The organism is Silvibacterium acidisoli (assembly GCA_022870745.1).
Taxonomy (GTDB): Bacteria; Acidobacteriota; Terriglobia; order Terriglobales; family Acidobacteriaceae; genus Silvibacterium.
In genome coordinates this window covers 1,607,126-1,631,721 of sequence record CP085323.1, presented here as the reverse complement: position 1 = coordinate 1,631,721, position 24,596 = coordinate 1,607,126, and the positions used below count along the sequence as shown (strand labels likewise).

The window sequence follows — 24,596 nt, the reverse complement described above, 5'->3', positions numbered from 1 at the left end:
CGCATTAAACACCTGGACGATGCTCCTCCTCGTGCTGCTGCGGATGCTGCTCAGGATGAGCCTGCGGAGCCGGATGCCCCTGCGGCCGCTGCTGCTGCGGTGCGGGCCGCTGTTGCTGCGGGGCAGGCCGCTGTTGCTGCGGGGCGGGCCGCTGTTGCTGCGGGGCAGGCCGCTGTTGCTGCGGGGCAGGGCGCTGCTGCTGCGGTGCAGGGCGCGCTGCCGGTTGTGCCGGGCGTTGCTGCTGCGCGGGCGGACGCTGTTGCTGCTGCGCGGGCGGACGCTGTTGCTGCTGCGCGGGCGGACGCTGTTGCTGCTGCGCGGGCGGACGCTGTTGCTGCTGAGCTGGACGCGCGTTGTTCGCAGGCTGCGCCGGTCTTACGTTGTTGGCTGGTTGTCCCGGTCGCTGCTGGGGCTGTCCGGGCCTCTGCTGTTGCGCAGGCTGACCAGGACGTGCATTCTGCACCGGTTGTCCAGGGTGATTTACCGGCTGGTTAGGCTGTCCGGGCCGTACGTTGTTGTTCGGCTGACCTGGACGTACGTTATTCGCGGGTTGTCCTGGCCGCTGCCCAGGCTGATTCGGCTGTCCGGGGCGAACATTGTTTGCCGGCTGTCCGGGACGAGCATTGTTCGGTTGCATCGGCCGTACCGGCTGCTGCTGTACGACCGGCGGATGGGCACGTTCCTGCTGCACCTGCTGTCGGACGACCTGCGGTGTCGCCGCCGGAGCACGGTAATTGGTCTGCAAAGGACGAGCCGCTACCGCTACAGAAGGACGTCCGCGATTCACGCTGGCCCAGTTCTGACGGTCCTGGCCGGCCTGCTGCACGTGCGCCATCTGCGCGGGCAGCGGACCCATGTGGCTCTCCTGCCGCGCCACACGCTCGGCAGGCAGTGGACGCGTCATCAGGCCGCCGCGTCCGCCGTTATAGCTCACGCGGTTGTTGTTGTTGATGATGGTCACATTGTGGATGTAGGTGTTATTGATGACCGTTGTGTTGACGCGTGTGATCGAACGGTTATAGAGGAAATTGTTGTCGCGCCAGTAGCCGCCCTGGTAACCCACGCCGGAATAGCCGTGGCCGTAATTCACTCCGCCATAGAAGCCAATGTGCGGACCCCAGTAACCGTGGTGCCAGAGGTAACGGTTGTTGTAGTAGCCCCAGTATCCAGGCGTCCAGAGGGCACCCACATAAGGCGCCAGCAGCCAGGTTCCCGGAACCCAGAAGTATCCCGCCGATGCATAGTTCCAGTAGCCAGGCGTCCACATATAGTTGTCGCCCGGGCATTCAGGTTGATCGTACTCCGGCATCGGCGGCGGAGGCTCTGAGGCATACACCGGCTGCTCCTGTACGGATTCATCCGGAGGCGGCGGTGCGTTGTAGTCGTAATCCTGGTCCGAATAATCCTGATCGGAATAAGTCTGCGATGGCGCCGGAGCGTAACTCTGTGCGGGAGCTGGAGCACTCTGCTGGCCGGAGTCAGCAGGAGGTGGTGGCGCGGTTTCCTGCTGCGCTGAACTTCTGGGTGCCGGAGCGCTCTGCGCCGGAGCTGCTGGTGCTGCTGCTCCGGAGCTTACGGCTACCGCGGGAGCAAGGTTTGCCTGCATTGCGGGGTCCCCAGCGTCATTGCTGACCTGGGAGGCTTCAGTGCTCGTGGCCTGTTGTGGGTTTTGTTCCGGATTGCTATGGCATCCCGCTGTGCCGATCACCAGCGCGAGGCCGAAAAAGGGAAGAGACTTCAATGCCTTACTCATAGAGTTCTCCAGCTAACACTAGATGCGGCCTGCAGAGGCCGCGGCTGGATACTACTCGCAATTCCGTATCTTATTCAAATCAGGCAGGTAACGGTTTCGATAACATCGATAAATCTGCGCGATTTCTGCTCAGTTGTAATCGTCAGCGGTGATGACCGATACCGGGGGCGTAGCCAACAATTGTTGGTCGACAATCAGCAGGGTGCGAACCTGTCCCGCAGTCAGGGCTGTTGCGGAACTGACGTATCCGGCGGAAGTATCGGTTGCCCCTGAAGGCACGACGATGACGTCGTAGGTGCCGGGCGGCACGTTATAGTAGCTCGAAACCGAACCAGCGGCCTCGCTGGAAAGCAGCGGTTTGGCCTTCGAAAGGTCGAGCGCCGTCGTTCCGGTCACCACCGGCAAGCTGCCATCGGCGGCAAGATAGATGTCGAGATTTCCGGCACCGGTCGCCTGCTGTAAAAAACGCAACGAAACATCGCCGCCCGGTCCGGCCGCATTCTGATCGGTCAGAACCTGAGCGGTTATGCCGCCATTGCTATCCGTGATGTAAACACTGTGCTGCTCGCTCGCTGTAAACGTACCTGTGACGGACGTGACGGTGGTCTGCGGCTTGCCTGTCGGCACGATCTTGATCGTCGTCGCGCCCGGAGAAAGATACGCGTAGCTGCCGACGCTCGGTCCGGCAAAGTTCACCGCGATGGGCGTTGAACCCTGGTAGGCGTCATAAGCGTGGCCCTGGTAGGAAGCGTCGATCATGCGCACCAGCGTTACCGGATGGGATGAGTTGGCGACATTTTCGCAGCCGGAAAGAAACAGCGTCGCACTAGCAAGCAAAGAGATGAAGATCGAAAACGCACGACGTGAACGGGATGAGGCTGATGGCATACGCAGGCCGGGCAACAAGTTATTGGATTGCTGCTGCCGATCTTAACCTAAGAGCAGGGGATTAGGCATCAGGGATTCCGCATTAGCCGTTGACGCCAATCACAACTCCTTGCTCGCCTCACGCCGCCGAGACATAGACAAATCGAGCCAGGAATAACACCGCCAGCAGGTAAAGCAGCCAGTCCTGACGGCGGAACTTACCGCCAAGAATATGCACGCAGGCGTATGCGATCACACCAAAGCCGAGGCCGTTCGCAATCGAAGCGCTCAGCGGAATCATGATCAGCGTAAGAAATGCCGGGATCGCCGACAGCGGCTCAGTCCAGGAGATTTCGCTGAGCGTCGAGATCATGAGGCTGCCTACAATAATCAACGCCGGCGCGGTGGCTGCCGTCGGCACGATGCCCACAAACGGCGCAGCAAAAAGCGCGGCGATGAAACACAATCCTGTCACGATCGCGGTCACTCCCGATCGCCCGCCTGCCGACACCCCGGCGCTCGACTCGACATAGCTGGTCACCGTGGATGTGCCCACCAGCGAACCGGCAATTGTCGCTGCCGCATCGGCGAAAAGAATGCTGTTCAACCTCGGGATGGAATTGTCCGCCTCAACCAGGCCGGCCTTCTTTGCAACCGCTACAAGTGTTCCGAGATTGTCGAAAAGGTCGACGAAGAAGAAGACGAACACAATTTCCAGCAGTCCGACGTGCAGCGCAGAGCGCAGATCGAGTTTTCCGGCAGTCAGCGTGATATCTGTCAGGCGATACGAGGAGGCATGCCAGTGCACCAGGTGAAAAGGCACGGCGGCGAGCGTGATCCCGATTACCCCAAAGAGCAGCGCGCCTCGCACCTTCCACACCTGCAGCGTTCCGATCAGGATCACCCCGGCGAGCGCCAGCGCGGTCTGGGGCGAACGCAGGTCGCCAAGGGCAATCAGCGTCGTCGAGTCCGACACTATGATGCCTGCATTGTGCAGTCCGATCAGTGCGATAAAAAGCCCGATGCCGCCTGCGACTGCGGCGTAAAGCTCCTTAGGAATGCTGCGTAGAATCAGCTGGCGAATTCCCAGCGCTGTGAGCATGAGAAAGGCCACACCCGAAACAAGGACGGCTCCCAGAGCGGTCTGCCACGGCACATGCATGCGCAGCACAACCGTGTAGGTAAAGTACGCATTCAGTCCCATGCCCGGTGCCAGAGCGATCGGATAGCGCGCAATCACGCCCATGAGCATGCAGCCAAAAGCAGCCGAAAGGCAGGTCGCAGCGGTCACTGCCGGCAGCGGCATGCCCGCCTGCGCCAGGATGGCCGGGTTCACGAGCACGATGTAAGCCATGGTGACGAAGGTGGTCAGGCCGGCGAAAAACTCCGTCCTCCAGTTCGTACCCAGTCGGGAGAACTCAAAGTAGCGTTCCAGGGCAGCGCGCATGTTGTGTCTTAGAGCATAGCCGCGGGTAGCGATGCGACAAACCGCTAATTGCGCGAGGCTACAGAAGCGTGTGCAGGAAGGTAAGGAAGGAGCGAAAGGTCTCCGGCGTGGAGCTGACCCCAAACCAGAAGAACAGGGCAGTCGAAAGCACGGAGCCGCGCAGAAGATCGAAGAGCGTGAGCCTGTTCTGCGCCAGTGCGACATAACTGCCGCCAAGCAGGGAAAATTCCACTTCGGGAGTGGCTTCGTCGGGCAGGCCGGACTGTGTCCACTGCCGGGCGAGCGACAACAGCGCGTCGGCGAAAAGTGCAGATGGACCTTGCAGGGTCAGAATCTCGTCGAAGTCGCGGAGAATTTCAGCGGAAAACTCTTCGCGGAACTGTGCGGGGTGGAGAACCAGGAGCAGGCGGTAGAAAGCGCGGGCTGTTTTTTTCATGCCTGCCTGCCCGGATTCAGCTTCAGACAGCGGCGTGCTTCGCGAAGCACCTGCGCCAGGCGCTCCGTTTCCGAGACCAGCACGGCACGGCCTTTCTGGTTCAGGTGATACACGCGGCGGGCGGAGTCTTCTCCGTCGCCCTCCATCGACTCGTCAATCCACTTCAGGTTGAGCAGCTTTCTGATGTTGTCGTAAAGCGTTCCCGGACCGATTTTGTATTCGCCGCCGGACTGCTTCGCAACCGTCAGCATGATGCCGTACCCATGCAGGTCGCCGGCGCTGAGTGCCAGCAGGATGTGCAGGATTGGCGGCGACAGGGGAAGCGGATTGTCTTCGGCAGATTTCATACTCGAACGACGTTATATCGGATTCCGAGGGGATGTCAATCGCGAAAAGTTTCTTCAAAAACTTCCGGAAACGGGATTAGAATGCTTTTTTGCTCCGAAGGTGGTGCAAAGGAATGCTCGCGAGTGTTAAGAAACGGTATCTTTCGCGACATTGCCATGCTGTTGAATTGACAGCCCCAACAGCGGGCTTCTATAGTTTTGATGTGGCCTCGTGGAAGGGATTTCAACGCGAGGTCTCGATCGCCGCTCCTTCGACATCCCTGCCTGCCGGACACTCCTGAGGGGGAGGGCCGACGTAGTGCCGGGCCAATCATCACTGGCCAACACTCATCGCCTTCTGCCCCGGAACTCCGCCCGGATATGGGAGAGAAGGAAGCTTTAGATCCCCGAATCTTCGCAGCCTCTTCCTGAATCTAAAGAGACACCGCGAAGAAATCTGCAGCGTCGAAGCCGGTTGATTTTACTGACCAGCACATTCCCCAGACTGCAGGGCGGAATTGCGGGACCCGCCAACCGAATCCCGGAGCTGGCAGTTATGGCAGACGTCCTTAATCCTGAACAAGTCGAGAGCAATCCTCTGAACACCGAACTGGAAACCCCAACGCTGGAAGCCGCGACGGATCACAACGATTCGTCCATCGAACTCACTCACAACCCGGAAACCTCCTCCGCTTCGCAAGCTGAGCCTGTTGCCGCTGCACCTGAAACAAACGAGGAAGATCTCGACTTCGGCAGCATGGAAGACTTCGCCGCCGCCCTCGAGAGCTTTGACCGTGAGCAGGCAGCAGAGGCCGCAGCGCAGTCCTTTGACGATACCATAGTCGTGTCTGGCACCGTAATCAAGATTACGGACAAGCACGTGGTCGTCGACGTGGGCATGAAGTCGGAAGGATTGATTCCGCTTGACCAGGTCCTGGACCACACCGGCCAGCCCAAGCTGAAGGCAGGCGACGCGGTCGAGGTTGTGATTGAGCGCGAGGAATCCGAAGGCGGATACCTTCTGAGCTACGAGAAGGCGCAGCGCCACCGCGCTTGGGACACGATCGAAAAGGCTGCCAACGAAAAGACCCCGGTAACCGGTATCGTTCTCGGTCGCGTCAAGGGCGGTCTGACTGTCGACATCGGCATGAAGGCATTCCTGCCGGGTTCGCAGCTGGAGATTCGTCCGGTTCGCAACCTGGATGCCTACATCGGTCAGCCGATCGAAGTTCGCGTCATCAAGCTGAACAAGAAGCGCGGCAACGTCGTTGTTTCGCGCAAGGAGATTCTCGAGGAGGAGCAGAACGCCAAGCGTTCGACTACTCTCGAGCACCTCGAAGAGGGCAGCATCCTCACCGGAACCGTCAAGAACCTGACCGACTACGGCGCATTCGTCGACATGGGCGGCATCGACGGCCTGCTGCACATCACAGATATGTCGTGGGGACGCCTGACGCACCCGCGCGACCTGGTCAACGTCGGTGACGAGATCCAGGTGAAGGTCCTCAAGTTCGACAAAGACAAGCAGCGCGTCTCGCTTGGCTTCAAGCAGCTCACGCCTGATCCCTGGCTCGACGCCGTCGAGCGTTACCCGATCGGCGCCCGTGTTCGCGGCCGCGTCCTCTCGGTAACCGACTACGGCTCCTTCGTTGAGCTGGAGCAGGGCATCGAAGGCCTGGTCCACGTCTCGGAAATGACCTGGTCGAAGCGGATGAAGCATCCGTCGAAGCTGGTCAAGCCGGGCGACGAAGTGGAGACGGTCGTTCTGAGCGTGAACCCGTCCGATCGCCGCATCTCGCTGGGCATGAAGCAGCTCCTCGAGAATCCGTGGGAGAACCTGGTTGCCCGCTACCCCGCAGGCACCAATGTCGAGGGTCGTGTTCGCAACCTGACCGACTTCGGCGCTTTCATCGAGATCGAAGACGGTATCGATGGACTGGTCCACGTGAGCAACCTGAGCTGGACCAAGCGCGTGAAGCATCCTTCGGAAGTCCTGAAGAAGGGCGAGAAGGTCAAGGCAGTCGTTCTGGGCGTTGAGCCTGAGAACCGCCGCCTGTCGCTCGGCATCAAGCAGCTGCAGCCCGACGTGTGGGATACCTTCTTCGCGCAGCATCGCGTTGGCGATGTGGTGCACGGCAAGGTTCTGCGCACGGCTCAGTTCGGCGCATTCGTCGAAATCGCGGAAGGTGTGGAAGGTCTCTGCCACATCTCGGAAGCGACCGATGGAGAGAACGTGCCGGTCAAGCTCGAGCAGGGGCAGGAGCATGACTTCAAGATCATCAAGATGAACCAGGACGAGAAGAAGGTCGGTCTCAGCCTGCGTGCAGTCGGCGAAGAAGCGAGCCGCGCGGACGTGGAAGCCTACAAGGCTCCTGTCTCCAGCTCGACCACCACGCTCGGCGACCTGATGAACTGGAAGCGCGAGCAGTAAACAGGGGTCAATCCCAGGTAAAAGGCCACCGCTCAGCGGTGGCCTTTTGCGTATCGAAGAGAAAGCTGAAGTGCTACTCGTTCTTCATGTGGAAGTCGATCGTGACCAGCTTGCGCGAATCGAATGAGCTGACCGTCTTCGAGGGGCTCTTCGATCCCTTGTACTGGGCCCAGACCTGATAGTCGATATCCGGAGAGAGCTGGCCAAAGCGGTATTCCCCGTCTTTGGTCGAGATAAAGGTCCGGATGCTGTTCGATTTCGAGTCCTGAAGGTACACGATGGCGCCGGAGATGGGAGTGCTGCTCTCGCTCCAGACTTTGCCTTCGAGAGACTTGGGGCCCTTAGCCTGCGCAAAAAGAGCGGTGCTCAGAAGCAGAACAAGTACCAGTCCGGTCAGCCGTACTGACTTCCTCATTCTTCTTCCTCATCTACCGGTTCATCGTCTTCCTCGTCGTAGTCCTCTTCAACCTTGGCGAGCTCGATCGGATCGGTACCTACAATCTCGTATTCGGTACCGCATTCATCACACAGGATGACGTCGCCTTCATCTACTTCGTCGTCATCGATATCCAGTGCAGTTTCACATTCAGGACAAAGTGGCATAGGAATTCCTCCCAGTTACAGCAATCAGATTCGTACTCAGTGACGTTTCACTTGCAACACCGTTAGTGTTGAAGAGAACCGCCCGGCGCGTCAAGCGTCCAGCTTCATGAAACGCACGCTTAACAACGAGTCATGAAGCTTACGCAGCTTCTTTCCCTCTGACGTTGGGAAAAGGGAATTGGATGCAGAGAAAATCGGTATCCGCCTTCATGTCCTGTGACCAAAGGATAGGGAGCCAGTGAGACAATGGGTGGGGACAACGTATGCCACGCTCATCCGGAATCCTAGCTTTCCCCGACTTCCGCGGCTTTACTCGCAGGCTGATCCTGTGGAACCTGGCCGCTTTTTTTGTCCTGCTCGTTTTGGGAATCGCCTCGGCGCCAGCTGCTCTCACGATTGAGGCATGGGTAGGACTGGTACCGCAGTTTGTGCTGCACGGCCGCCTCTGGCAGCTCCTTACCTACAGTTTTGTCCACCAGGGCATTCTGAATACGGCCTTTGAGCTCCTGTCCCTGTGGTTCCTGGGCAGTTTCCTCGAGTCGAGCCACGGCGCACGCTGGGTCGCGGAGCTCTATTTTGCCTCCGTGCTCGGCGCGGGCCTGGCAGCTGTAGGCCTTTCGCTGGCCATGCCAAGCGAAACCGTGCTGCTTACCGGTTGCTACGGTGGGATTTTCGGGCTTCTGATCGCCTTTGGCGTTCTTTATGCGGATTCGCAGTTCATGATGTTTCCGCTGCCCATGATGATCAAGGCCAAATACCTGGTGGCTGTGTATCTGCTCATCACGTTGGCTTCGCTCTTCTCCACCCAGCGTGCCTTTGCTTTTTCGCAGCTCGGAGGAGCGCTCTTCGGATTTCTCTACATCAAGTTCGGTCCCCGTCGCGGCTTCGCCAGCGCCAGCTCCGAGAAGTGGTTCGGATGGCGCAACCAGTACTATCGCTGGAAACGCCGTCGTGCTGCCCGTAAGTTCGAGGTCTACATGCGCAAGCAGAACCGCGAGGTTCACTTCGATAAGGAAGGCCGTTACGTGGATCCGGAGAAGGACCCTAAGGATCGCGGTTGGATGAACTGATGAAGGGCAGCGGACCCCCGGTCCGCTGAAATACGGACAGCTCATTCCGGCCAGCTAAGAAGCCGTCAGCGGTTTTGTATCGACGGTGATGGTTCGCAGTAGTCCGTTAAGCATCTTGGCGAGTTCTTCGGTTTCATGCAGCAGGGCGTCCACTGGCTCAGGCTTTACCAGTCCAAGATTCGCACTCAATTGCAATTGGGTCTGCATTTCAAACAACGATCCTTTCGCCACTCTCAGAAAATGCGCGAATGCAGTATCCGAGCCGCGACCATGACCCTCAGCGATGTTGCTGGGGATTGAAACCGCAGCACGGCGCAGTTGGATGGTCAATCCAAATCGTTCTTCTTGAGGAAAGTCTCGGGTCAGGGTGTAGACGCTCTGAGCAAGAACCATCCCACGCTGCCAAACCTGCAACTCCCGGAAGTGCCGTGTTTTCATAATGAACTCATCAGAAACTTGGCGATCAATCCACGCAACGGCACCAAGGTTTGAAGAAAGACAAAGCTAACCGCTCTTTAGCGAAAAGGCGGTTAGCCGGCCGTTTCAAAGCTGACCGGCCCAAAGCTGCCTTGATTCGTGTATTGTGAGAGTTTAGGCCCCGTATTTCGGGACTGGTCCATTCTGTGAGGTTTCAGATCCGCGTGAAAGCCGTTGTCCGTTTCCTGTGTGCCGCTCTGGTGGTTTCTTCTTTTGGATTTGCAGCGCGGGCTTCAGCCCAGGTGACAGCAGTTGCGCCGGTAGCCGGTTTTGACGAGTACAACAACCGCTGGGATGTAACCGGCGGCGCGCAGTACTCTCACTTCAATCCGAGCTCGGGCCGCAACGTGCACGCCATTAACCTGCTCGGCTGGAATGGCGGAGCGACGGTTTACTTCCGTCCGTCATGGGGTATCGAAACGAGCGTACGCGGTCTTTACGGCAACCTCGATCTGCAAGGCAACGATTTCAATATCCCGACGAACGCTTCCATGTCGGAGCACCTGTTCCTCTTTGGTCCGACCTTCCGCATTATGCGCCGCCAGAACTATACCGTGGGTCTGCATACGCTCATCGGCGCCGCCTATGGATCCTTTGACAAGGATTTCCCGCAGGGCGTGACCCCGAACCAGGTGGGCATCTTCAATAACAAGCTGGCCTGGGGCGGAGCCTTCGGCGCATGGAGCGACTACAACCTGCGTCCCCGCTGGGCCGTTCGCTTCACAGCCGATTACCAGCCCACCCGCTACGGCTATGCGTTGCAGAACGAATTCGCCGGGTCGGTCGGTATCGTCTATCGCGTGGGTTCGCTGCACAAGTAAGCCGCAATGAGCCTCTCCACAATCTGGCAGACAATGATGTGGGGCTGGCTCGCTTCGGAGATCTGTCTCGTCATCAAGACACGCACTCGCCGTGCGGGCGGAGATATTCAGGATCGCGGGTCCATGCTGCTGCTTTGGGCAGCGATCGCGTCTTCCGTAACGGCGGCGCAATGGATCGGGGAAGTCTCCGCTCCCACCATGCCAGGTGGGCATTCTCTGAAAATAGCTGGTATCGCCGTTTTCGCGCTCGGTCTGGCAGTTCGCTGGAAGGCCATTCTCGAGTTAGGCAAGGCATTCAGCGTGAATGTTGCCGTACGGCAGGGGCAGACGCTGCTCTCGACTGGCTTATACCGCGTTGTCCGGCATCCGTCCTACCTCGGTCTCGTGCTGATCTTCGCAGCGGTCGGCCTGCATGCGCGAAACTGGCTGGCTCTCGCCATCGTGCTGACTCCCACCCTCGCTGCGCTGATTTACCGCATGCATGTGGAGGAGGCGGCGCTGCTGAGGGCTTTCGGCGAACGGTACGCTGCCTATAGCCGGACCACGCGGCGCCTGATTCCCGGTATCTACTAGTAGTTGCGCTCCCACGGCGGGGGCACTTTAACCCACGCCATGCCGGCGTCCTTCGCGGCCTGGATGCCCATCTCCGTGTCTTCGAAAACGATGCAGTCTTCAGGCGCCACGCCGAGCTTTTCTGCTGCCTTCAGAAAAGGCTCAGGATGCGGCTTGCTCTTTGTATATTCCCCGGCGCACACGAGTGTATCGAAGCGATCCAGCAGGCCGAGGGACTCAAGCGATGCGGTGACGCTCTCGCGGGAACTGCCTGAGACTACGGCGAAAGGAATCTTTCCGTGCTGATCGTGGATGTGCTCGACAACCTCCGCCACGGCCTGCAGCTGGGGCAGGATTTCGTAGTAATAGCTTTCCTTGCGCTCCGCCACTTCGTCGACTGGCATGTTCAGGCCGTTGTCGGCATTTAGCTGGGAAATGATCTGCGGGACCGGCAGTCCGCCCCATTCGTAAAAGATTTTTTCGGGAAACTCGCAGTTCCACTCACCGAGAGCGCGGCTCCAGGCTACGTAGTGTAACGGCATCGAGTCGGCGATGGTGCCGTCGCAGTCGAACAGGTAGGCTTTGTAGGGGCCGCCGGGCAGAGGAAGTTTCATGGGAGCTATTTTTTCATGGATTTATAGTCTGATGGAATTTCCTGTGCATGACTATCAAATTCCCGGTAAACTGATAAAGCCCATGCGGGGTCGGTTTGGGGGTGTAGTTCATTGGCAGAGGTTCGTGTGCAGGAAGGCGAGCCGCTAGAAAATGCGTTGCGTCGGTTTAAGCGTAAGGTACAGCAGGAAGACATCATCAAGGAAGTGAAGCGTCATTCCTTCTACCTGAAGCCCGGCGAAAAGAAGCGTGTGAAAGAAGCGCTGGCACGCAAGCGGAATCGTAAGAAGGCTCGTAAAGAGCAGGACTAAGCAAGGAAAGCAAGACAGCAATATCTCTGACACGCCGGCATGGCCGAACGTCCCACGCGTTTGCCGCCGGCGTGCTGGCAGATCGAGTTCTTTTAACGTTCCATCGATCATGCGTCATAGTTTCGCTCCATCCCGCGATCCGGTAATGGAGATTCGCCGCATCCTTCACGCGGCTCGGGCCTCGTTGCAAATCTTCAAAGAAGCCATATAAGCCAGGAAAGCGCCGGCCACGTCGTAGGCCGGATCTGTCCGGCACGAGGGTGCGGGCAGATGTGGGATGTGAGATGGACTTCATAGATAAGGTTTTGAAGTGCGCCGATTGCGGGAACGACTTCGTATTCACCGCCGGGGAACAACTGTTCTTTCACGATAAGCAGTTTAAGAATGACCCCAAGCGGTGTAAGAGCTGTAAAGCGAAGCGTGTCTCAGGGGGCAATGGCCGGCCGGAGACGCGTACCGTTTGTTCCCAATGTGGAATGGAAACAACCGTTCCGTTTAAACCAACACAGGGGCGGCCGGTGCTGTGCAGGCAGTGCTTCCAGATGAAAGCTCCGATGCAGCCGCCGGTGGTGCGGGCGGCTACCCAGGGTTGAGTACGGGCTAGGGCTTCTTGGTCAGCGGACGCTTCGCGGCAGTCCGGGGCTTGCTCTTTGCTGCGATCTTCTTCGCGGGCGCTTTTTTCTTAGCTGCAGTCTTCTTTTTTTGCACAACGAGTGGAGCAGGCTTTGGAACCTGCTTGTCCTGGTGGGAGACCAGCATGGCCTCGATCTGGATCAGCAGGTCGTTGGTGTTCATCGGCTTGACGAGTACCTCGTCAGCTTCCGAACTGTCGCCAGCGCCTTCTATCGGGAAAGCCGTCAGCATGGCGACCGCGGGTTTATAAGAAGCGTTGCGCGCGGCCAGGACTACCTCCCGGCCGGCGGTCTCGCTTTCCATGCGCATATCGGTGATAACCATGTGGAAACGGCTGTTCTTGATCTTCTGCTTCGCTTCCCGGGCCGAGGCGGCAGTTTCCACCTCAAAGCCGTTGATTTCAAAAATGGCGCGCAGGGTCAGCAGGATGGCAAGTTCATCATCGACCAGAAGGAGACGTCGTTTCATATAAAGGGAACCTGAGTCTTTCTTTTGTAATTCTTCTGTAGCGCCAACGTGTCGTGACTGTGACGCGAACGGTACTTACCCACCTGGTGGGTGCGGTAACGAGGAAGAATATCATGGCCGGAAGACGCGCATCTGTCGGTGAATAACGCAGATAGGCGATTTACGCAGTATTGACCCGGCGTGAGGGCGCTTGTGTCACCTTTGTGTGTCACTTTATGGAACGGCCGCAGAGGGGTGGCATCCCTTTCCCCCCGGCTCGGCGTCACAAAAAACGGGCCAGCATATATACTGAGTAGCTACGTGGCAGGCCCACGGAATGAGTGGAGGAAACCCATCGATAAGCGTTCGGCCAAGCAGTTTATTCGCATTAACGAAAGAATTCGCGCCCGCGAAGTGCGCGTCATTGACGACAGCGGTGAGCAGTTAGGAATTCTGCCCCCGTTTGAAGCTCTGAAGATCGCCCGTGAGCGCGGTCTGGACCTCGTGGAGGTCTCACCGAACGCGGTGCCGCCGGTGTGCCGTATCCAGGACTACGGAAAGTTCCTGTACGAGAAGGATAAGAGCGACCGCGCCGCCCGCAAGAAGCAGAAGATCATCATCATCAAGGAAGTCAAGTTCTCGGTCACTGTCGATGAGCATGACTACCAGACAAAGAAAAACCAGGCTGTCCGCTTCCTGACCGAAGGCGACAAGGTGAAGGCCTCTTTGCGTTTCAAGGGCCGCCAGATGGCGCACCGCGAGCTCGGCTACGCGATCATCAACCGCCTGATCCAGGACATCGGCGATGCCGGCGTGGTTGAGTTCATGCCGCGCATGGAAGGCACGACTCTGCATGCCATCCTCGCCCCGGGAAAGAAGGAAGCTCCCAAGAAGCCCGCTCCGGCGCCTGCGCCCGCAAAGGCTGTCGCTCCCGCTGTTCCGGCACAGACGGCACAATCCTAAATTTCTCTTTCGATTACTGCCGGGTTGTCATTCGAGCACAGCCCGGTAGTAAATTAGTCCCGGCTGCTTTTCCGGTGCGGAAACGGGAAATCCTTCGCTAAACTGTCCGTACCTTAGCCGGACAATATGGGATCGACAGAGGCAACGATCGGTACATCTGGTCAGGATCTGGCTGTGCGCGCGCGGCGCGCGCTGGTCGAGGCGTCGTCTGCCCTGCTGTCGGGCAATGAATCCACATTTCAACCTGCGAGCGTCCTGCATTATGCCAGGCTGCTGATGGCTGCCGACGGGTACGCCGTCTGGCAGGATCTTGGGGACCGCCGTCTCTGGCAGCTGCTGGCCTGTCATGGGATAACAAACACACACGAAGGCGAGTGGAGCTTTCACATCCTGCGAAACGATGCCGAGTTGCTGGTTGTGGAAGACGTAACCGCCGAGCCGGCTGTGGCCGAGCGCCTGGAGTGGTACGCAGCCGAGGGCATCCGCAGCCTTCTGATGGTTGGCCTGGAAATGGGCAAGGATGCTGCCACCGGCGCCCTCTTTGGTTTTCGCGGCAGCATCGCGTTTTATTTTCGCGAGCCGCACATCTTCACGCCTGAAGAGCTCGACAATGCGCGTGTGCTGGGCAACCTTGCTGCCTCGGCCTTACGTATGGCGGCACTGCGCGAAGGGGAGCAACGCGAGCGGGCGCGGCTGGCTCTTCTGGCCGAAGCGGGTGTGGTTCTTTCTTCTTCGCTCGATTACAGAAAGACCCTCGATTCGCTGGTGCGCATGGCGGTTTCCCAATTCGCCGACGGCTGCACGGTCAGCATTCTCGAGGGCGAAAACTTGCCCGCCGTCGCTGTCGCTCATAAAGATCCTGCAAGGGAGCGGGAGATTCGCGAGTTTACGAACACCTATCCGCAGCGGCTGCATGATGGCAGCGGCTCGGCAATCGTAGCGGAGACGGGGCTTCCAAGGCTTCGCGCGCTGATGTCCGACGAATATCTGGTAAGTACCGCCAGGAGTGCGGAGCATCTGCGCATGCTGCGGCAGCTAGGGATCTCCTCTCAGATCCTCGTTCCGTTGAAGACTCACCGCCACACGCTCGGCGTGATGCGCCTGACTCGCGGTGTTGAATCCGCACCTTACAACGAAGACGACCTGAAATTCGCGGAGGAGCTGGCACGAAGGGCTTCCGCGGCGATCGAAAACGCTACGCTGTACGGCGAGCTCAGCCTGAGTGAGTCGCGCTATCGTTCGCTGACCGAGGCTACGTCCGCGCTGGCTTACACGATCGACTCATCCGGCAGGTTTACAGAGCCTCAGCCTGCATGGGCGGCATATACCGGGCAGGCGTGGGAGCAGCACCGCGATTATGGTTGGGCAGAGGCCCTGCATCCCGACGATCGCCAGCGGATGCTCAACGATTTGTTGTGGTCGATGGGCGACATCTGCACCCACACGCATGGCGCGCGCGTCTGGCACGCGGCCTCGAAAACATACCGGCACTGCACCGTCCGCGCTGTTCCCATGAAAGACGAATCGGGATGCGTGCGGGAATGGGTGGGCATCATTGTCGACGTCCACGATCAGCAGCTTGCGGAAGAGAAGTTGCGCCGCACCGAGCAACTGGCGACGGCCGGACGCATGGCTGCGACAGTCGCGCACGAAATCAACAATCCGCTCGAATGCGTCACCAATCTTGTCTACCTTTCCCAGCAGTCGACCGAGCTGGACGAGGCCACGCGAGGCTACCTGGCCATGGCTTCCGACGAAATGCAGCGAGTTGCGCAGATCGTTCGCCAGACGTTAGGTTTCTATCGCGAAAACGCGTCGCCGCAGCCGGCGGATATCGGCGAGATTGCCCTCGAGGTCAAGCAGCTTTATCGCAGAAACGCCATGGCAAAGATGCTTAACCTGACGGCGGAGATCGAGTCCAACATCACTGCCTGCGTGGTGCCCGGGGAAATTCGCCAGGTCATCACCAACCTGATCGCAAATGCCATCGACGCCAGCGAAACCGGCGGCGAGATTCACATCGAGGCTCATCGCGCTGAAAACAAGATTGTCGTCCGAATCCTTGACCAGGGGCCGGGGATTTCCGACGAGAACTTTGGCCACCTGTTCGAGCCGTTCTTTACGACAAAGCGCGACTCCGGCACCGGCCTGGGCCTCTGGGTGAGTCGCGGGCTGATTGAAAAGCATCACGGCAAACTGACTGTCGCAAGCCACATTCATCCTCGCTTTCACGGGGCTGTTTTCACCATAGAGCTGCCTTACAGCAAAGTCTGCTGAAAGCTGTTCTTTGCCGCCAGCAAACCTCTAAAATGAAACATGCCCGATCGCACCGTCCATGCCGTCTGCTCCCATGACTGCCCGGACTCGTGCGGAGTGCTGGTAACGATCGACGATGCCGGCCGCGCTACTCGTCTCCAGGGCGATCCCAGTCATCCGGTAACCAGGGGCTTCCTTTGCGGGAAGGTCGCGAAGTATCTCGATCGCGTTTACTCGCCCGACCGCCTTCTATACCCCATGCGCCGTCGCGCGGGCGTGCCCAAGGGACCGCTGCCGCAGGGGCGGGAGATGGAGGCCTTCGAGCGTATCGGGTGGGATGAAGCGCTCGACGTGATTTCAGCGCGTCTGCAGGCCGTTAGCGACGAATATGGGCCTGAGTCGATCCTGCCATATTCCTATGCCGGCACCATTGGCGTACTTGGCTACGGCTCGATGGATCGCCGCTTCTTTCACCGCCTCGGCGCCTCGCAGCTCGACCGTACGATCTGCTCCTCCGCGGGCGGAGACGCATTCGTCTCCGTTTATGGCCGCAAGCTCGGTACGGATACTGAAGATTTCCGTTATGCCAGGCTGGTCATCGCATGGGGCGCGAATATCCATGGCAACAACATTCACCTGTGGCCAGTGATCGAGGAGGCGCGCCGCAAGGGGGCGCGGCTGATCGTAATCGACCCGTATGCCACGCGTACGGCGAAGCTCGCCGACTGGCACATTGCGATCCGTCCCGGTACCGACGTAGCTCTCGCTCTCGGCATTATGCACGTGCTGATCCGCGACGGTCTCTACGACGCCGGTTACGTTGCCAGCCACACCCATGGATTCGACGCGCTGAGAGAGCGAGTCAAAGATTACACCCCCGAACGGGTTGCGCTCTGGACCGGCGTGCCCACTGCTGGAATCGAGCAGCTCGCTCGCGAATATACCGCGGCCGCGCCGGCAGTCATTCGTATGAACTACGGCATTCAGCGATCTGAAAACGGCGGAGCGGCCGCGCGGGCGGTTTCGATGCTTCCGCTGCTGACGGGAGCATGGAAGCTCCGCGGCGGCGGTCTGCAGCTTTCGACCAGCGGGGCTTTCCCCTGGGATAAGCATGCCCTTGAGCGTCCCGAACTGATGCTGTCGAGCCCGCTTAAGCGGCATGCCCGGATTGTGAACATGTCGCAGCTGGGGCAGGCGTTGACGGAACTGGACGCGCCGCGCGTGCATGCTCTTTTTGTCTATAACTCGAATCCTGCGGCGGTCGCGCCGGATCAGGCGCAGGTGCTGCGCGGGCTGAAGCGCGAAGATCTGTTCACCGTGGTGCACGAGCAGTTCTTTACCGATACGGCGGACTACGCCGACATCCTGCTTCCTGCCACCACCTTTCTTGAGCACAAGGATTTTCAGGGAGCTTACGGCCACTACCACGTCCAGCTCTCAAGCCAGGCGATTGAGCCGTTGGGCGAGGCACGCTCGAACGTCGATCTGTTCAGCGCGCTCGCGCAGCGGATGGAGTTCACTGAGCCATGCTTCCAGGACACCGCCGAGGACCTGATCCGGCAGGCGCTCCGGGAAGACGGTGACCAGCCGGCATGGCTGGCAGGCATTACCGAAAAAGCTCTCGAAGAGGCCGGTGGATGCATGCGAATGAAGTTCGAATGCGAGGCTGAGGGGAAGCCGTTTTTGCCGTTCGCCGATGGCGGCTTCCTGACCCCGAGCGGCAAGGGAGAGTTTTATTCCGAGCTGCTCGCCGCTGCCGGGCTCGATCCCTTGCCGGGCTTCCGGCCACCGGTCGAGTCGCGTCATCAGGAGCCGGCCGTTTACCCGCTCGAATTCCTGCCCCGCAAAGCCGATAACTACATGAATTCCACCTTTGCCAACCTGCCCGGTCACCGGAAGATGGAAAATGGCCGCCACGGCATCCTGGAGATGCACGCCATCGATGCTGGCCACAGGGGAATCCGCGAGGGAGACAAAGTTGAGGTTTTCAATGGCCGGGGCAGCCTGATTCTGAAGGCTGTATTAACTGAGGGGGTTCCCGAGGGGGTGGTCGCCTCCCGTTTGAACTGGAACAAGCTTTCTCCGGGCGGAAATAACGTGAATCTGCTGACCTCGCAGCGGCTGACAGACATTGGCGGCGGAGCTACTTTTTACTCCACTCTGGTAGAAGTGAGGAAGGCCGCTCCCGAAACAGGGGCAGAAATCGTCTACTGAATTGCACTCTGCCGGGTTTAGAGGCAGCGCATACCCATTCCATCCGTTAAACTAATAGCGGATTTGCCGTTTCCGACAGAGGTGGGCTATGCCGTTACCGGCGGGCTTCCAATGTGCTGGCTGTGGAGAGTGGAATGAGACAGTGGTGGATGAATCAGGCGGTAGCCGTCAGTCCTATGTCGAGGACTGCCAGGTCTGCTGCAAACCGAATGTCCTTTCGATTATCTGGGCCGGCGGAGAATGGGAGATTCACGCGGAACTTGAGAGTTAAGGGGCGGTCCTTGCATCGCGCGGCAGTCGTCTGATGCCGGTCCGGAAGCCGAGTCAAACTGCGGAGTTGGGTCCGAGCCGGTCCGTCACTTATAATCGTTCTTTCCTCAAGATTGGCCAGATTTTTTGCAGTGAGGGTGTTCCTATTTTTCCCGTTGAACGTGGGGGCGTAAGCTCCCTAATCCAATCCAGCCAGAGTCTGCGCCGCACTATCCGCCGCACACTGCAGTTTTTCTCTCTGTTTTGCCTGCTCACGGTCTCGGCCTGGGCGCAGCAGGAGATCGTCAGCCAGATTCGTGTCATCGGGAATCGCCAGATCCCGAAGGAAACCGTTCTCGCGCGCATGTTCAGCCGCGTGAATGATACCTACGATCCGTTGACGGTAGAGCGCGACTTTAACTCGCTGTGGAACACCGGCTATTTCGAGAATGTCCGAATCGAGCGCGAGGACTCGCCCAAGGGCGTCATCCTCGACGTTTACGTGACGGAAAAGCCGACCATCCGTGAAATCAACTACAAAGGCCTGAACTCGGTCACGCAGTCTGATGTTCTCGACCGCTTCAAGAAGGAAAAGGTCTCGATCTCGATCGAGAGCAAGTACGACCCGACGAAGCTGGCCCGCGCCATCGCCGTTCTCAAGGAGCTGCTGGGTGAGCACGGCCACCAGTTCGCGATCATCAAGGCCGATATCAAGCGTATTCCGCCCGCCTCGGTCCAGGTCAACTTCATCGTCAAGGAAGGCCCGCAGGTTAAGGTGGGCAAGATCAGCTTCCAGGGCAATCAGCATGTGAGCTCGCGAGTGCTTCGCGAGTCGATGCGCAACCTGCGTCCGATCGGTATTCCAAAGTCGATCTTCCTCGAGAATATTTTTGCGCGCACCTACGACGCCAGCAAGCTCGAAGAAGACTCCGAGCGCGTGCGCCAGGCGTACCGCGATCGCGGATACTTCCGCGCCGCCGTCGGTGATCCGCAGACCCATCTTCGTAACGAGAGCGGCCTCTCGTTCCTTACCTTCCGTCCCCGCAAGGGCAAGCGTATCGACATCACGATGCCGATCGATGAAGGTGGCCGTTACCGGCTGGGCAAGATCACCTTCAGCGGCAACAAGGCCGTGACCAACGTGAAGGCTCTCCGCGCGCAGTTTGCCGAGAAGGATGGCGACTGGTTTAACGCGACCGTATTCGGCAAGGGCATGGAGAACCTGCGCAAGGCGTACGGTCAGCTCGGCTACATCAACTTCACCGGTATTCCGACGCCGAGCATTGACGAGGCCACGCACACCGTCAATTTCAATATCGATATCGACGAGGGCAAGCCTTTCTACGTATCCCGCATCGAGTTCCAGGGCAACACGGTTACGCGCGACTTCGTTATCCGCCGCGAACTGCAGCTCGAAGAAGGCTCGATCTACAACAGCCGCCTCTGGGAACTGAGCCTGATGCGTCTGAACCAGCTCGACTACTTTGATCCGCTCAAGGTGGAGCAGGATTCCGAGACGCACCAGAACGCAGAAGCGGGTACGGTCGACCTGTTGCTCAAGGTGCACGAAAAGGGCAAGAACTCGATTGGCCTGAATGGCGGCGTCAGCGGCCTGGGCGGATCGTTCCTCGGCCTGAACTATCAGACCAACAACTTCCTGGGTCTCGGCGAAACGCTGAGCGTGCAGGCCAATGCCGGCGACGTATCACGCAACCTGCTCTTCGGTTTCAACGAGCCGTACTTCCGCAACAAGCCGTTGAACCTCGGCTTCCAGGTCTTCAATAATAAGTACGATTACAACGCCACCAAGAACTACAACCTGGCGGGCAGCACCGGCAACCTGGCTTCGGCCACCAGCTCACTGCTGCAAAAGTACAACCAGTCGGCGACCGGGTTCAGCGTGTCGGGCCGTTATCCGATCCATCACAGCTTCAAGAGCGTGGGTCTGACCTACAGCTTCAACAAGTCGTCGATCACGACCTTCAGCCAGGCATCGAGCAACTTCTTCCAGACTCTGGCCTTCCGCAGCGGCATCCAGGGCCAGAACGCGCTCGAAGGCATCATCAGCAGCATGGCTTCGCTGAGCTTCCAGATGAATAAGCTGGATGCGACCTACCAGCCGCACCACGGCTCGGAGATGTCGATCGCCCTGCAGCTCGCCGGCCTCTTCGGCAATGTTCGTTACATCAGCCCGGTGGTGGAATACCGCACCTTCCACCCGATCAAGGGCTTCAGGTTCAACAACGACGGACACAATGTCTTCGGCATGCGATTCCAGGGTGCTTACATCCGTGGTATCAGCGGAGACGTGGCGCCGCCGTTCAACCGCTTCTACTCGGGCGGTGAATCCGACCTGCGCGGTTTCGATATCCGCTCGGCGACGCCCTATGGCTTTGTCCCAACTCGCGTACTGTTCCCGTTGACAAACCCCGACGGCAGCACGGTTCCACGCGATCCGACCAATCCTTCGCTCGGTCCGATCCAGGTTCCGATCCCGGTTTACGGTATCGCATCGATCGGTGGCGATCTGAACTTCACGTCGAACTTCGAATACCGTATTCCGATCTACGCGCGAACGGTCAGCATCGCCATCTTCAACGACTTCGGTATGGACATGGCGATCGACAAGAGCCAGTTGAAGCAGAGTCCTGAAGGTATCGCGCTGCTGAACTCGCCGCTGTATGGCTGCCCGAACTACGTCAACAGCGCCTGCCAGGGCGGCGTGCAGATCGCCTTCGACCGGCGGATCGAACCGATCGATGGAACCAACTACGTTCCCCGCGACTCGGTCGGTGGCGAAATTGACGTGATGGCGCCGATTATCAATGCGCCATTCCGTATCTACTACGCCTTCAATGCGTTGCGTCTCGAGAAGAACTTCGAGGCTGAAAACCTGATCACCCGCAGCATGTTCCCGCAAGGTGGAGCAGGCGATTACAGCTATGCCCAGGCTATCCAGGCCTACGGAGCGCAGGACCAGTTGATCGAGCCTCGTAAGACCTTCCGCCTGACGGTGAGCACGACGTTCTAGGAGTGTTAAAAGAGTGTGGAAAACCCGCGAGGGGCCGCAAATCAAGGTGATTTGCCTCTCGCGGGTTTGACATGCTACCCCGGCCCCAACCTATAATTCGGCTCATATCCTGAATATGTCTTCTGATCGTGTCTCGTCTTTGCACTCCTGGCTGAACTGCCGGGAATCTGCCTCAGCGAACTACACAGCAGGTAGATCAGGAAGCGCGAGTCTGCTTCCGCAACCGCGGGCGATCTCACTCAAATCCGGAGGATTTTTGATTTCCATGAAGCGTGCCACACTACGTTCGTTGCCACTCGTTTGCCTGCTAGCGTCGGGGCTTGGCGCGAGCGCCTTTGCCCAGACCTCTGCCGCTGCAGCCTCCAGCGCTACAGCTTCCGGCCCCAGCAAGGTCGCCGTCATCAACTTCCAGGCAGCGGTTGCGCAGACCAACGAGGGACAGCGCAATTTCACCGAACTGCAGAAGAAGTATGAGCCGAAGCGCACCCAGCTGAAGACCCAGAGCGACGAAATCGACACGCTGAAGAAAGAGCTTCAGGCTTCGGGCGACAAGCTCAGCGATGCTGACCGTCAGACCCGTCTGCGCACCATCGACGAGAAGGAAAAGGCTCTCCAGCGCGCTGGCGAAGATGCTTCGAACGACTTCCAGTCGGAGATGCAGCAGACCTACCAGCAGCTGGCTGAAAAGGTTTACGGATCGCTCCAGAGCTATGCAGAGTCGAACGGCTACACGGTCGTTCTCGATGCAGCTACCGCTCAGAACCAGGCTCCTGTGATCCTGTGGGCAAACAAGGGTACGGATATCACCGCAGCTGTTATCCAGGCATACAACACCAAGTCTGGTATACCGGCTCCTCCAACCCCGGTGCCGTCGGCTCCGACGCCCTCGCACACCACCCACACAGCACCCAAGCAGTAAGTTGATCCTGCTGAAAATTGAGAAGGCCCCGATTCGGGGCCTTTTCGATTTTGTGTTGGCAGATGCCTTTTTCCGAGGCACTTAGTCTGTGGAAAAAAATGTGGAAGATTCGGCTCCGATCTTTACCGAACATTCATTTAGCGAGATCGCTTCGCTGCAACTCAAATTGGGCAGATCGTAATCGGCTTATTTTGCAGGCACTTAGAGGTTTAATTAGGGTCGCGGCTGGGAATGCCGGGAATCGACCGCCAGGAAGCGGCAAAGACACGGTTTCCACAAAACAGGTTAAAGCCAGATGACCGAGGCGATTGCCTGATTCGACTTAAAGTGCAAGGGAAAAGGAGATCTTCCCCTGCACCTCGGAAACTTACTTACTGTCCTCGCCGATTTTGAGCACAGCAAGGAAGGCTTCCTGGGGGATATCGACTTTGCCAATACGCTTCATCCGCTTCTTGCCCTCCTTCTGCTTCTCCAACAGCTTGCGCTTACGGGAGATGTCGCCGCCGTAGCACTTGGCGATGACGTTCTTGCGGATGGCGCTGACAGTTTCGCGGGCGACGATCTTGGCGCCGATCGCGGCCTGAATCGCAACCTCGAACATCTGCCGCGGGATCAGTTCGCGCATCTTCGAAACCAGCGCTTTGCCACGGTCGTAGGCGAAGTCGCGGTGCACGATGATCGAGAGCGCGTCCACCGGCTCGCCGGAGACCAGGATGTCCATCTTCACCATCGGCGAAACCCAGGTGCCGGAGATGTGGTAATCGAGCGAGGCGTAGCCGCGCGAGACGGATTTGAGGCGGTCGTAGAAGTCGAGAACGATTTCGTTGAGCGGCAGTTCGTAAGTGATCATGACGCGGGTCGGGGTCACGTATTCGAGGTTCTTCTGCCGTCCGCGCTTGTCTTCCACCAGCTTGAGAATGCCGCCGACATATTCCTCGTTGGTGAGGATGGTGGCGGTAATGATCGGCTCCTCGATCTGCTCGATCTCGGTGGTGTCAGGCCAGCGTGAAGGATTGTCCACTTCTAGTAGCGACCCATCCGTCATGGTGATCTTGTAGCGCACGCCGGGGGCGGTTGTGATCAGGTCGAGATCGAATTCGCGTTCCAGCCGCTCCTGGATGATCTCCATGTGCAGCAGGCCGAGGAAGCCGCAGCGAAATCCGAAGCCGAGCGCGGCCGAGCTTTCCGGCTCGAAGAAGAACGAAGAATCGTTCAGGCGGAGCTTCTCGAGTGCGTCGCGCAGCATGGTGTGCTCATGCGAGTCTACGGTGTAGAGTCCGGCGAAGACCATGGACTTGATGTCTTCAAAGCCTGGCAGCATCTCGCTGGCGGCCGCGGTCGCGTCGGTGACGGTGTCGCCGATCTTGGTGTCGGCGACGTTCTTGATAGTGGCGACGAAGAAGCCGACTTCGCCTGCGCCCAGCTCGTTGATTTCGACAGGTTTGGGGGTGAGCACACCCATCGATTCGATGTCGAAGGTTTTCCCGTTCGACATCAGCTTGATCTTCATGCCTTTGCGCATGCGTCCATGAATGACGCGGGCGAGCACGATGACGCCGCGGTAGGGATCGAACCACGAGTCGAAGATCAGTGCCTGCAGCGGCTTCTCTGAGTCGCCTGTAGGTGGAGGCAGGCGCTTGACGATGGCTTCAAGAATGTCCGGCACGCCGAGGCCGGTCTTGGCGCTGACCGGGATGGCGTCGGTGGCGTCGATGCCGACTGCGCTTTCGATCATCTCCTGCGTGCGCGGAATGTCGGCGCTGGGCAGGTCGATCTTGTTGATGACCGGAATGACTTCGAGGCCGTTGTTGATGGCGAGGTAGGCGTTGGCCAGCGTCTGTGCTTCCACGCCCTGCGAGGCATCGACGACCAGCAGTGCGCCTTCGCACGAAGCCAGCGAGCGTGAGACTTCATAAGAGAAGTCGACGTGGCCGGGCGTGTCGATCAGGTTCAGCTGATAGGTCTGGCCGTCCTTGGCCGGGTACATCATGCGAACGGAGTGCGCCTTGATGGTGATGCCGCGCTCGCGCTCGAGATCCATCGCGTCGAGCACCTGGGCCTGCATTTCGCGGGCAGTAAGGGAGCCGGTCAGCTCCAGCAGGCGGTCGGAGAGCGTGGATTTGCCGTGGTCGATGTGCGCGATGATCGCGAAATTACGAATGTTCTTGATGTTCATGC

At 58.8% G+C, this 24,596-nt stretch carries 23 protein-coding genes; 12 read left to right on the top strand and 11 right to left on the bottom strand.

Annotation, left to right across the window (positions count from 1 at the left end):
- Nucleotides 1-4: 4 nt before the first annotated feature.
- From LJD29_RS06730 to LJD29_RS06710, 5 genes are all read right to left on the bottom strand, one after another.
- Complete coding sequence (locus tag LJD29_RS06730) at nucleotides 5-1,753, bottom strand: hypothetical protein (protein WP_446744981.1); 1,749 nt, start codon at nucleotides 1,751-1,753, stop codon at nucleotides 5-7.
- A gap of 129 nt (nucleotides 1,754-1,882) precedes the next feature.
- Nucleotides 1,883-2,590 (bottom strand): DUF4397 domain-containing protein, encoded by a 708-nt coding sequence (locus LJD29_RS06725; protein WP_446744980.1) that lies wholly within the window; start codon nucleotides 2,588-2,590, stop codon nucleotides 1,883-1,885.
- A 169-nt stretch (nucleotides 2,591-2,759) separates the two neighbouring features.
- Nucleotides 2,760-4,067: an NCS2 family permease gene (locus LJD29_RS06720; RefSeq protein WP_446744979.1), complete on the bottom strand. Its 1,308-nt coding sequence runs from the start codon at nucleotides 4,065-4,067 to the stop codon at nucleotides 2,760-2,762.
- A 58-nt stretch (nucleotides 4,068-4,125) separates the two neighbouring features.
- Entirely contained in the window at nucleotides 4,126-4,503 is a 378-nt protein-coding gene (locus LJD29_RS06715; protein ID WP_446744978.1) for a hypothetical protein, read from the bottom strand.
- The gene (locus tag LJD29_RS06710; RefSeq protein ID WP_446744977.1) at nucleotides 4,500-4,850 is read right to left on the bottom strand and encodes a PadR family transcriptional regulator; all 351 of its coding nucleotides are present in this window, start codon (nucleotides 4,848-4,850) and stop codon (nucleotides 4,500-4,502) included. Before LJD29_RS06710 ends, LJD29_RS06715 begins: the two co-directional genes overlap by 4 nt.
- Nucleotides 4,851-5,385: 535 nt before the next feature.
- Here LJD29_RS06710 and LJD29_RS06705 point away from each other — a divergent pair.
- Complete coding sequence (locus tag LJD29_RS06705) at nucleotides 5,386-7,260, top strand: 30S ribosomal protein S1 (RefSeq protein ID WP_446744976.1); 1,875 nt, start codon at nucleotides 5,386-5,388, stop codon at nucleotides 7,258-7,260.
- A 73-nt stretch (nucleotides 7,261-7,333) separates the two neighbouring features.
- Here the strand turns inward: LJD29_RS06705 and LJD29_RS06700 are convergent, their stop codons facing one another.
- Entirely contained in the window at nucleotides 7,334-7,675 is a 342-nt protein-coding gene (locus tag LJD29_RS06700; protein ID WP_446744975.1) for a carboxypeptidase-like regulatory domain-containing protein, read from the bottom strand.
- Nucleotides 7,672-7,863: a hypothetical protein gene (locus LJD29_RS06695; protein ID WP_446744974.1), complete on the bottom strand. Its 192-nt coding sequence runs from the start codon at nucleotides 7,861-7,863 to the stop codon at nucleotides 7,672-7,674. The genes LJD29_RS06700 and LJD29_RS06695 overlap by 4 nt, the downstream gene beginning before the upstream one ends.
- A gap of 263 nt (nucleotides 7,864-8,126) precedes the next feature.
- Between LJD29_RS06695 and LJD29_RS06690 the strand changes: the two genes are divergently transcribed.
- Nucleotides 8,127-8,933: a rhomboid family intramembrane serine protease gene (locus tag LJD29_RS06690; protein ID WP_446744973.1), complete on the top strand. Its 807-nt coding sequence runs from the start codon at nucleotides 8,127-8,129 to the stop codon at nucleotides 8,931-8,933.
- Between the two features lie 54 nt (nucleotides 8,934-8,987).
- Here the strand turns inward: LJD29_RS06690 and LJD29_RS06685 are convergent, their stop codons facing one another.
- Nucleotides 8,988-9,371 (bottom strand): four helix bundle protein, encoded by a 384-nt coding sequence (locus tag LJD29_RS06685; RefSeq protein ID WP_446744972.1) that lies wholly within the window; start codon nucleotides 9,369-9,371, stop codon nucleotides 8,988-8,990.
- 185 nt (nucleotides 9,372-9,556) lie between these two features.
- Here LJD29_RS06685 and LJD29_RS06680 point away from each other — a divergent pair, with 185 nt between their 5' ends.
- Both LJD29_RS06680 and LJD29_RS06675 read left to right on the top strand, forming a co-directional pair.
- Entirely contained in the window at nucleotides 9,557-10,231 is a 675-nt protein-coding gene (locus LJD29_RS06680) for a hypothetical protein (protein ID WP_446744971.1), read from the top strand.
- 6 nt (nucleotides 10,232-10,237) lie between these two features.
- Entirely contained in the window at nucleotides 10,238-10,804 is a 567-nt protein-coding gene (locus tag LJD29_RS06675; RefSeq protein ID WP_446744970.1) for a methyltransferase family protein, read from the top strand.
- Here LJD29_RS06675 and LJD29_RS06670 read toward each other — a convergent pair.
- On the bottom strand, nucleotides 10,801-11,397 hold the full coding sequence (locus LJD29_RS06670; RefSeq protein ID WP_446744969.1) for an HAD family hydrolase: 597 nt from the start codon (nucleotides 11,395-11,397) through the stop codon (nucleotides 10,801-10,803). The two genes, LJD29_RS06675 and LJD29_RS06670, sit on opposite strands and share 4 nt — an antisense overlap.
- Nucleotides 11,398-11,508: 111 nt before the next feature.
- Here LJD29_RS06670 and rpsU point away from each other — a divergent pair, with 111 nt between their 5' ends.
- Together rpsU and LJD29_RS06660 are read left to right on the top strand one after the other, a co-directional pair.
- The gene (rpsU, locus tag LJD29_RS06665; RefSeq protein ID WP_050061011.1) at nucleotides 11,509-11,706 is read left to right on the top strand and encodes a 30S ribosomal protein S21; all 198 of its coding nucleotides are present in this window, start codon (nucleotides 11,509-11,511) and stop codon (nucleotides 11,704-11,706) included.
- Nucleotides 11,707-11,990: 284 nt separating this feature from the next.
- Nucleotides 11,991-12,299, top strand: a complete 309-nt coding sequence (locus LJD29_RS06660; RefSeq protein ID WP_446744968.1) for a zinc-ribbon domain containing protein — start codon at nucleotides 11,991-11,993, stop codon at nucleotides 12,297-12,299.
- 7 nt (nucleotides 12,300-12,306) lie between these two features.
- Here LJD29_RS06660 and LJD29_RS06655 read toward each other — a convergent pair whose 3' ends face one another.
- A complete protein-coding gene (locus LJD29_RS06655; protein WP_446744967.1) occupies nucleotides 12,307-12,807 on the bottom strand; it encodes a response regulator in 501 nt (166 codons plus the stop codon).
- A gap of 300 nt (nucleotides 12,808-13,107) precedes the next feature.
- On the opposite strand from LJD29_RS06655, the gene infC reads away from it, so the two are divergent.
- The 6 genes from infC (at nucleotide 13,108) to LJD29_RS06625 (ending at nucleotide 22,418) form a co-directional block, all read left to right on the top strand.
- Nucleotides 13,108-13,749 (top strand): translation initiation factor IF-3, encoded by a 642-nt coding sequence (infC, locus tag LJD29_RS06650; RefSeq protein WP_446744966.1) that lies wholly within the window; start codon nucleotides 13,108-13,110, stop codon nucleotides 13,747-13,749.
- Nucleotides 13,750-13,875: 126 nt separating this feature from the next.
- Nucleotides 13,876-16,026: an ATP-binding protein gene (locus LJD29_RS06645; RefSeq protein WP_446744965.1), complete on the top strand. Its 2,151-nt coding sequence runs from the start codon at nucleotides 13,876-13,878 to the stop codon at nucleotides 16,024-16,026.
- A gap of 39 nt (nucleotides 16,027-16,065) precedes the next feature.
- A complete protein-coding gene (locus LJD29_RS06640; protein ID WP_446744964.1) occupies nucleotides 16,066-18,219 on the top strand; it encodes a molybdopterin-containing oxidoreductase family protein in 2,154 nt (717 codons plus the stop codon).
- An 88-nt stretch (nucleotides 18,220-18,307) separates the two neighbouring features.
- Complete coding sequence (locus LJD29_RS06635) at nucleotides 18,308-18,490, top strand: CPXCG motif-containing cysteine-rich protein (RefSeq protein ID WP_446744963.1); 183 nt, start codon at nucleotides 18,308-18,310, stop codon at nucleotides 18,488-18,490.
- Between the two features lie 66 nt (nucleotides 18,491-18,556).
- Nucleotides 18,557-21,499, top strand: a complete 2,943-nt coding sequence (bamA, locus tag LJD29_RS06630) for an outer membrane protein assembly factor BamA (RefSeq protein ID WP_446745888.1) — start codon at nucleotides 18,557-18,559, stop codon at nucleotides 21,497-21,499.
- 265 nt (nucleotides 21,500-21,764) lie between these two features.
- On the top strand, nucleotides 21,765-22,418 hold the full coding sequence (locus LJD29_RS06625; RefSeq protein WP_446744962.1) for an OmpH/Skp family outer membrane protein: 654 nt from the start codon (nucleotides 21,765-21,767) through the stop codon (nucleotides 22,416-22,418).
- A gap of 367 nt (nucleotides 22,419-22,785) precedes the next feature.
- Here LJD29_RS06625 and lepA read toward each other — a convergent pair whose 3' ends face one another.
- A complete protein-coding gene (gene lepA, locus LJD29_RS06620; protein WP_446744961.1) occupies nucleotides 22,786-24,594 on the bottom strand; it encodes a translation elongation factor 4 in 1,809 nt (602 codons plus the stop codon).
- Between the last annotated feature and the right edge of the window lie 2 nt (nucleotides 24,595-24,596).

Coding starts and splice junctions, on each gene's coding strand:
- LJD29_RS06715 (WP_446744978.1), bottom strand. CDS start 4,503: ATGAAAAAAACAGCCCGCGCTTTCTACCGCCTGCTCCTGGTTCTCCAC.
- LJD29_RS06695 (WP_446744974.1), bottom strand. CDS start 7,863: ATGCCACTTTGTCCTGAATGTGAAACTGCACTGGATATCGATGACGAC.
- LJD29_RS06670 (WP_446744969.1), bottom strand. CDS start 11,397: ATGAAACTTCCTCTGCCCGGCGGCCCCTACAAAGCCTACCTGTTCGAC.
- LJD29_RS06685 (WP_446744972.1), bottom strand. CDS start 9,371: ATGAAAACACGGCACTTCCGGGAGTTGCAGGTTTGGCAGCGTGGGATG.
- LJD29_RS06675 (WP_446744970.1), top strand. CDS start 10,238: ATGAGCCTCTCCACAATCTGGCAGACAATGATGTGGGGCTGGCTCGCT.
- LJD29_RS06690 (WP_446744973.1), top strand. CDS start 8,127: ATGCCACGCTCATCCGGAATCCTAGCTTTCCCCGACTTCCGCGGCTTT.
- LJD29_RS06705 (WP_446744976.1), top strand. CDS start 5,386: ATGGCAGACGTCCTTAATCCTGAACAAGTCGAGAGCAATCCTCTGAAC.
- LJD29_RS06640 (WP_446744964.1), top strand. CDS start 16,066: ATGCCCGATCGCACCGTCCATGCCGTCTGCTCCCATGACTGCCCGGAC.
- LJD29_RS06625 (WP_446744962.1), top strand. CDS start 21,765: ATGAAGCGTGCCACACTACGTTCGTTGCCACTCGTTTGCCTGCTAGCG.
- LJD29_RS06660 (WP_446744968.1), top strand. CDS start 11,991: ATGGACTTCATAGATAAGGTTTTGAAGTGCGCCGATTGCGGGAACGAC.
- LJD29_RS06700 (WP_446744975.1), bottom strand. CDS start 7,675: ATGAGGAAGTCAGTACGGCTGACCGGACTGGTACTTGTTCTGCTTCTG.
- lepA (WP_446744961.1), bottom strand. CDS start 24,594: ATGAACATCAAGAACATTCGTAATTTCGCGATCATCGCGCACATCGAC.
- LJD29_RS06730 (WP_446744981.1), bottom strand. CDS start 1,753: ATGAGTAAGGCATTGAAGTCTCTTCCCTTTTTCGGCCTCGCGCTGGTG.
- LJD29_RS06655 (WP_446744967.1), bottom strand. CDS start 12,807: ATGAAACGACGTCTCCTTCTGGTCGATGATGAACTTGCCATCCTGCTG.
- LJD29_RS06635 (WP_446744963.1), top strand. CDS start 18,308: ATGCCGTTACCGGCGGGCTTCCAATGTGCTGGCTGTGGAGAGTGGAAT.
- LJD29_RS06720 (WP_446744979.1), bottom strand. CDS start 4,067: ATGCGCGCTGCCCTGGAACGCTACTTTGAGTTCTCCCGACTGGGTACG.
- LJD29_RS06710 (WP_446744977.1), bottom strand. CDS start 4,850: ATGAAATCTGCCGAAGACAATCCGCTTCCCCTGTCGCCGCCAATCCTG.
- LJD29_RS06645 (WP_446744965.1), top strand. CDS start 13,876: ATGGGATCGACAGAGGCAACGATCGGTACATCTGGTCAGGATCTGGCT.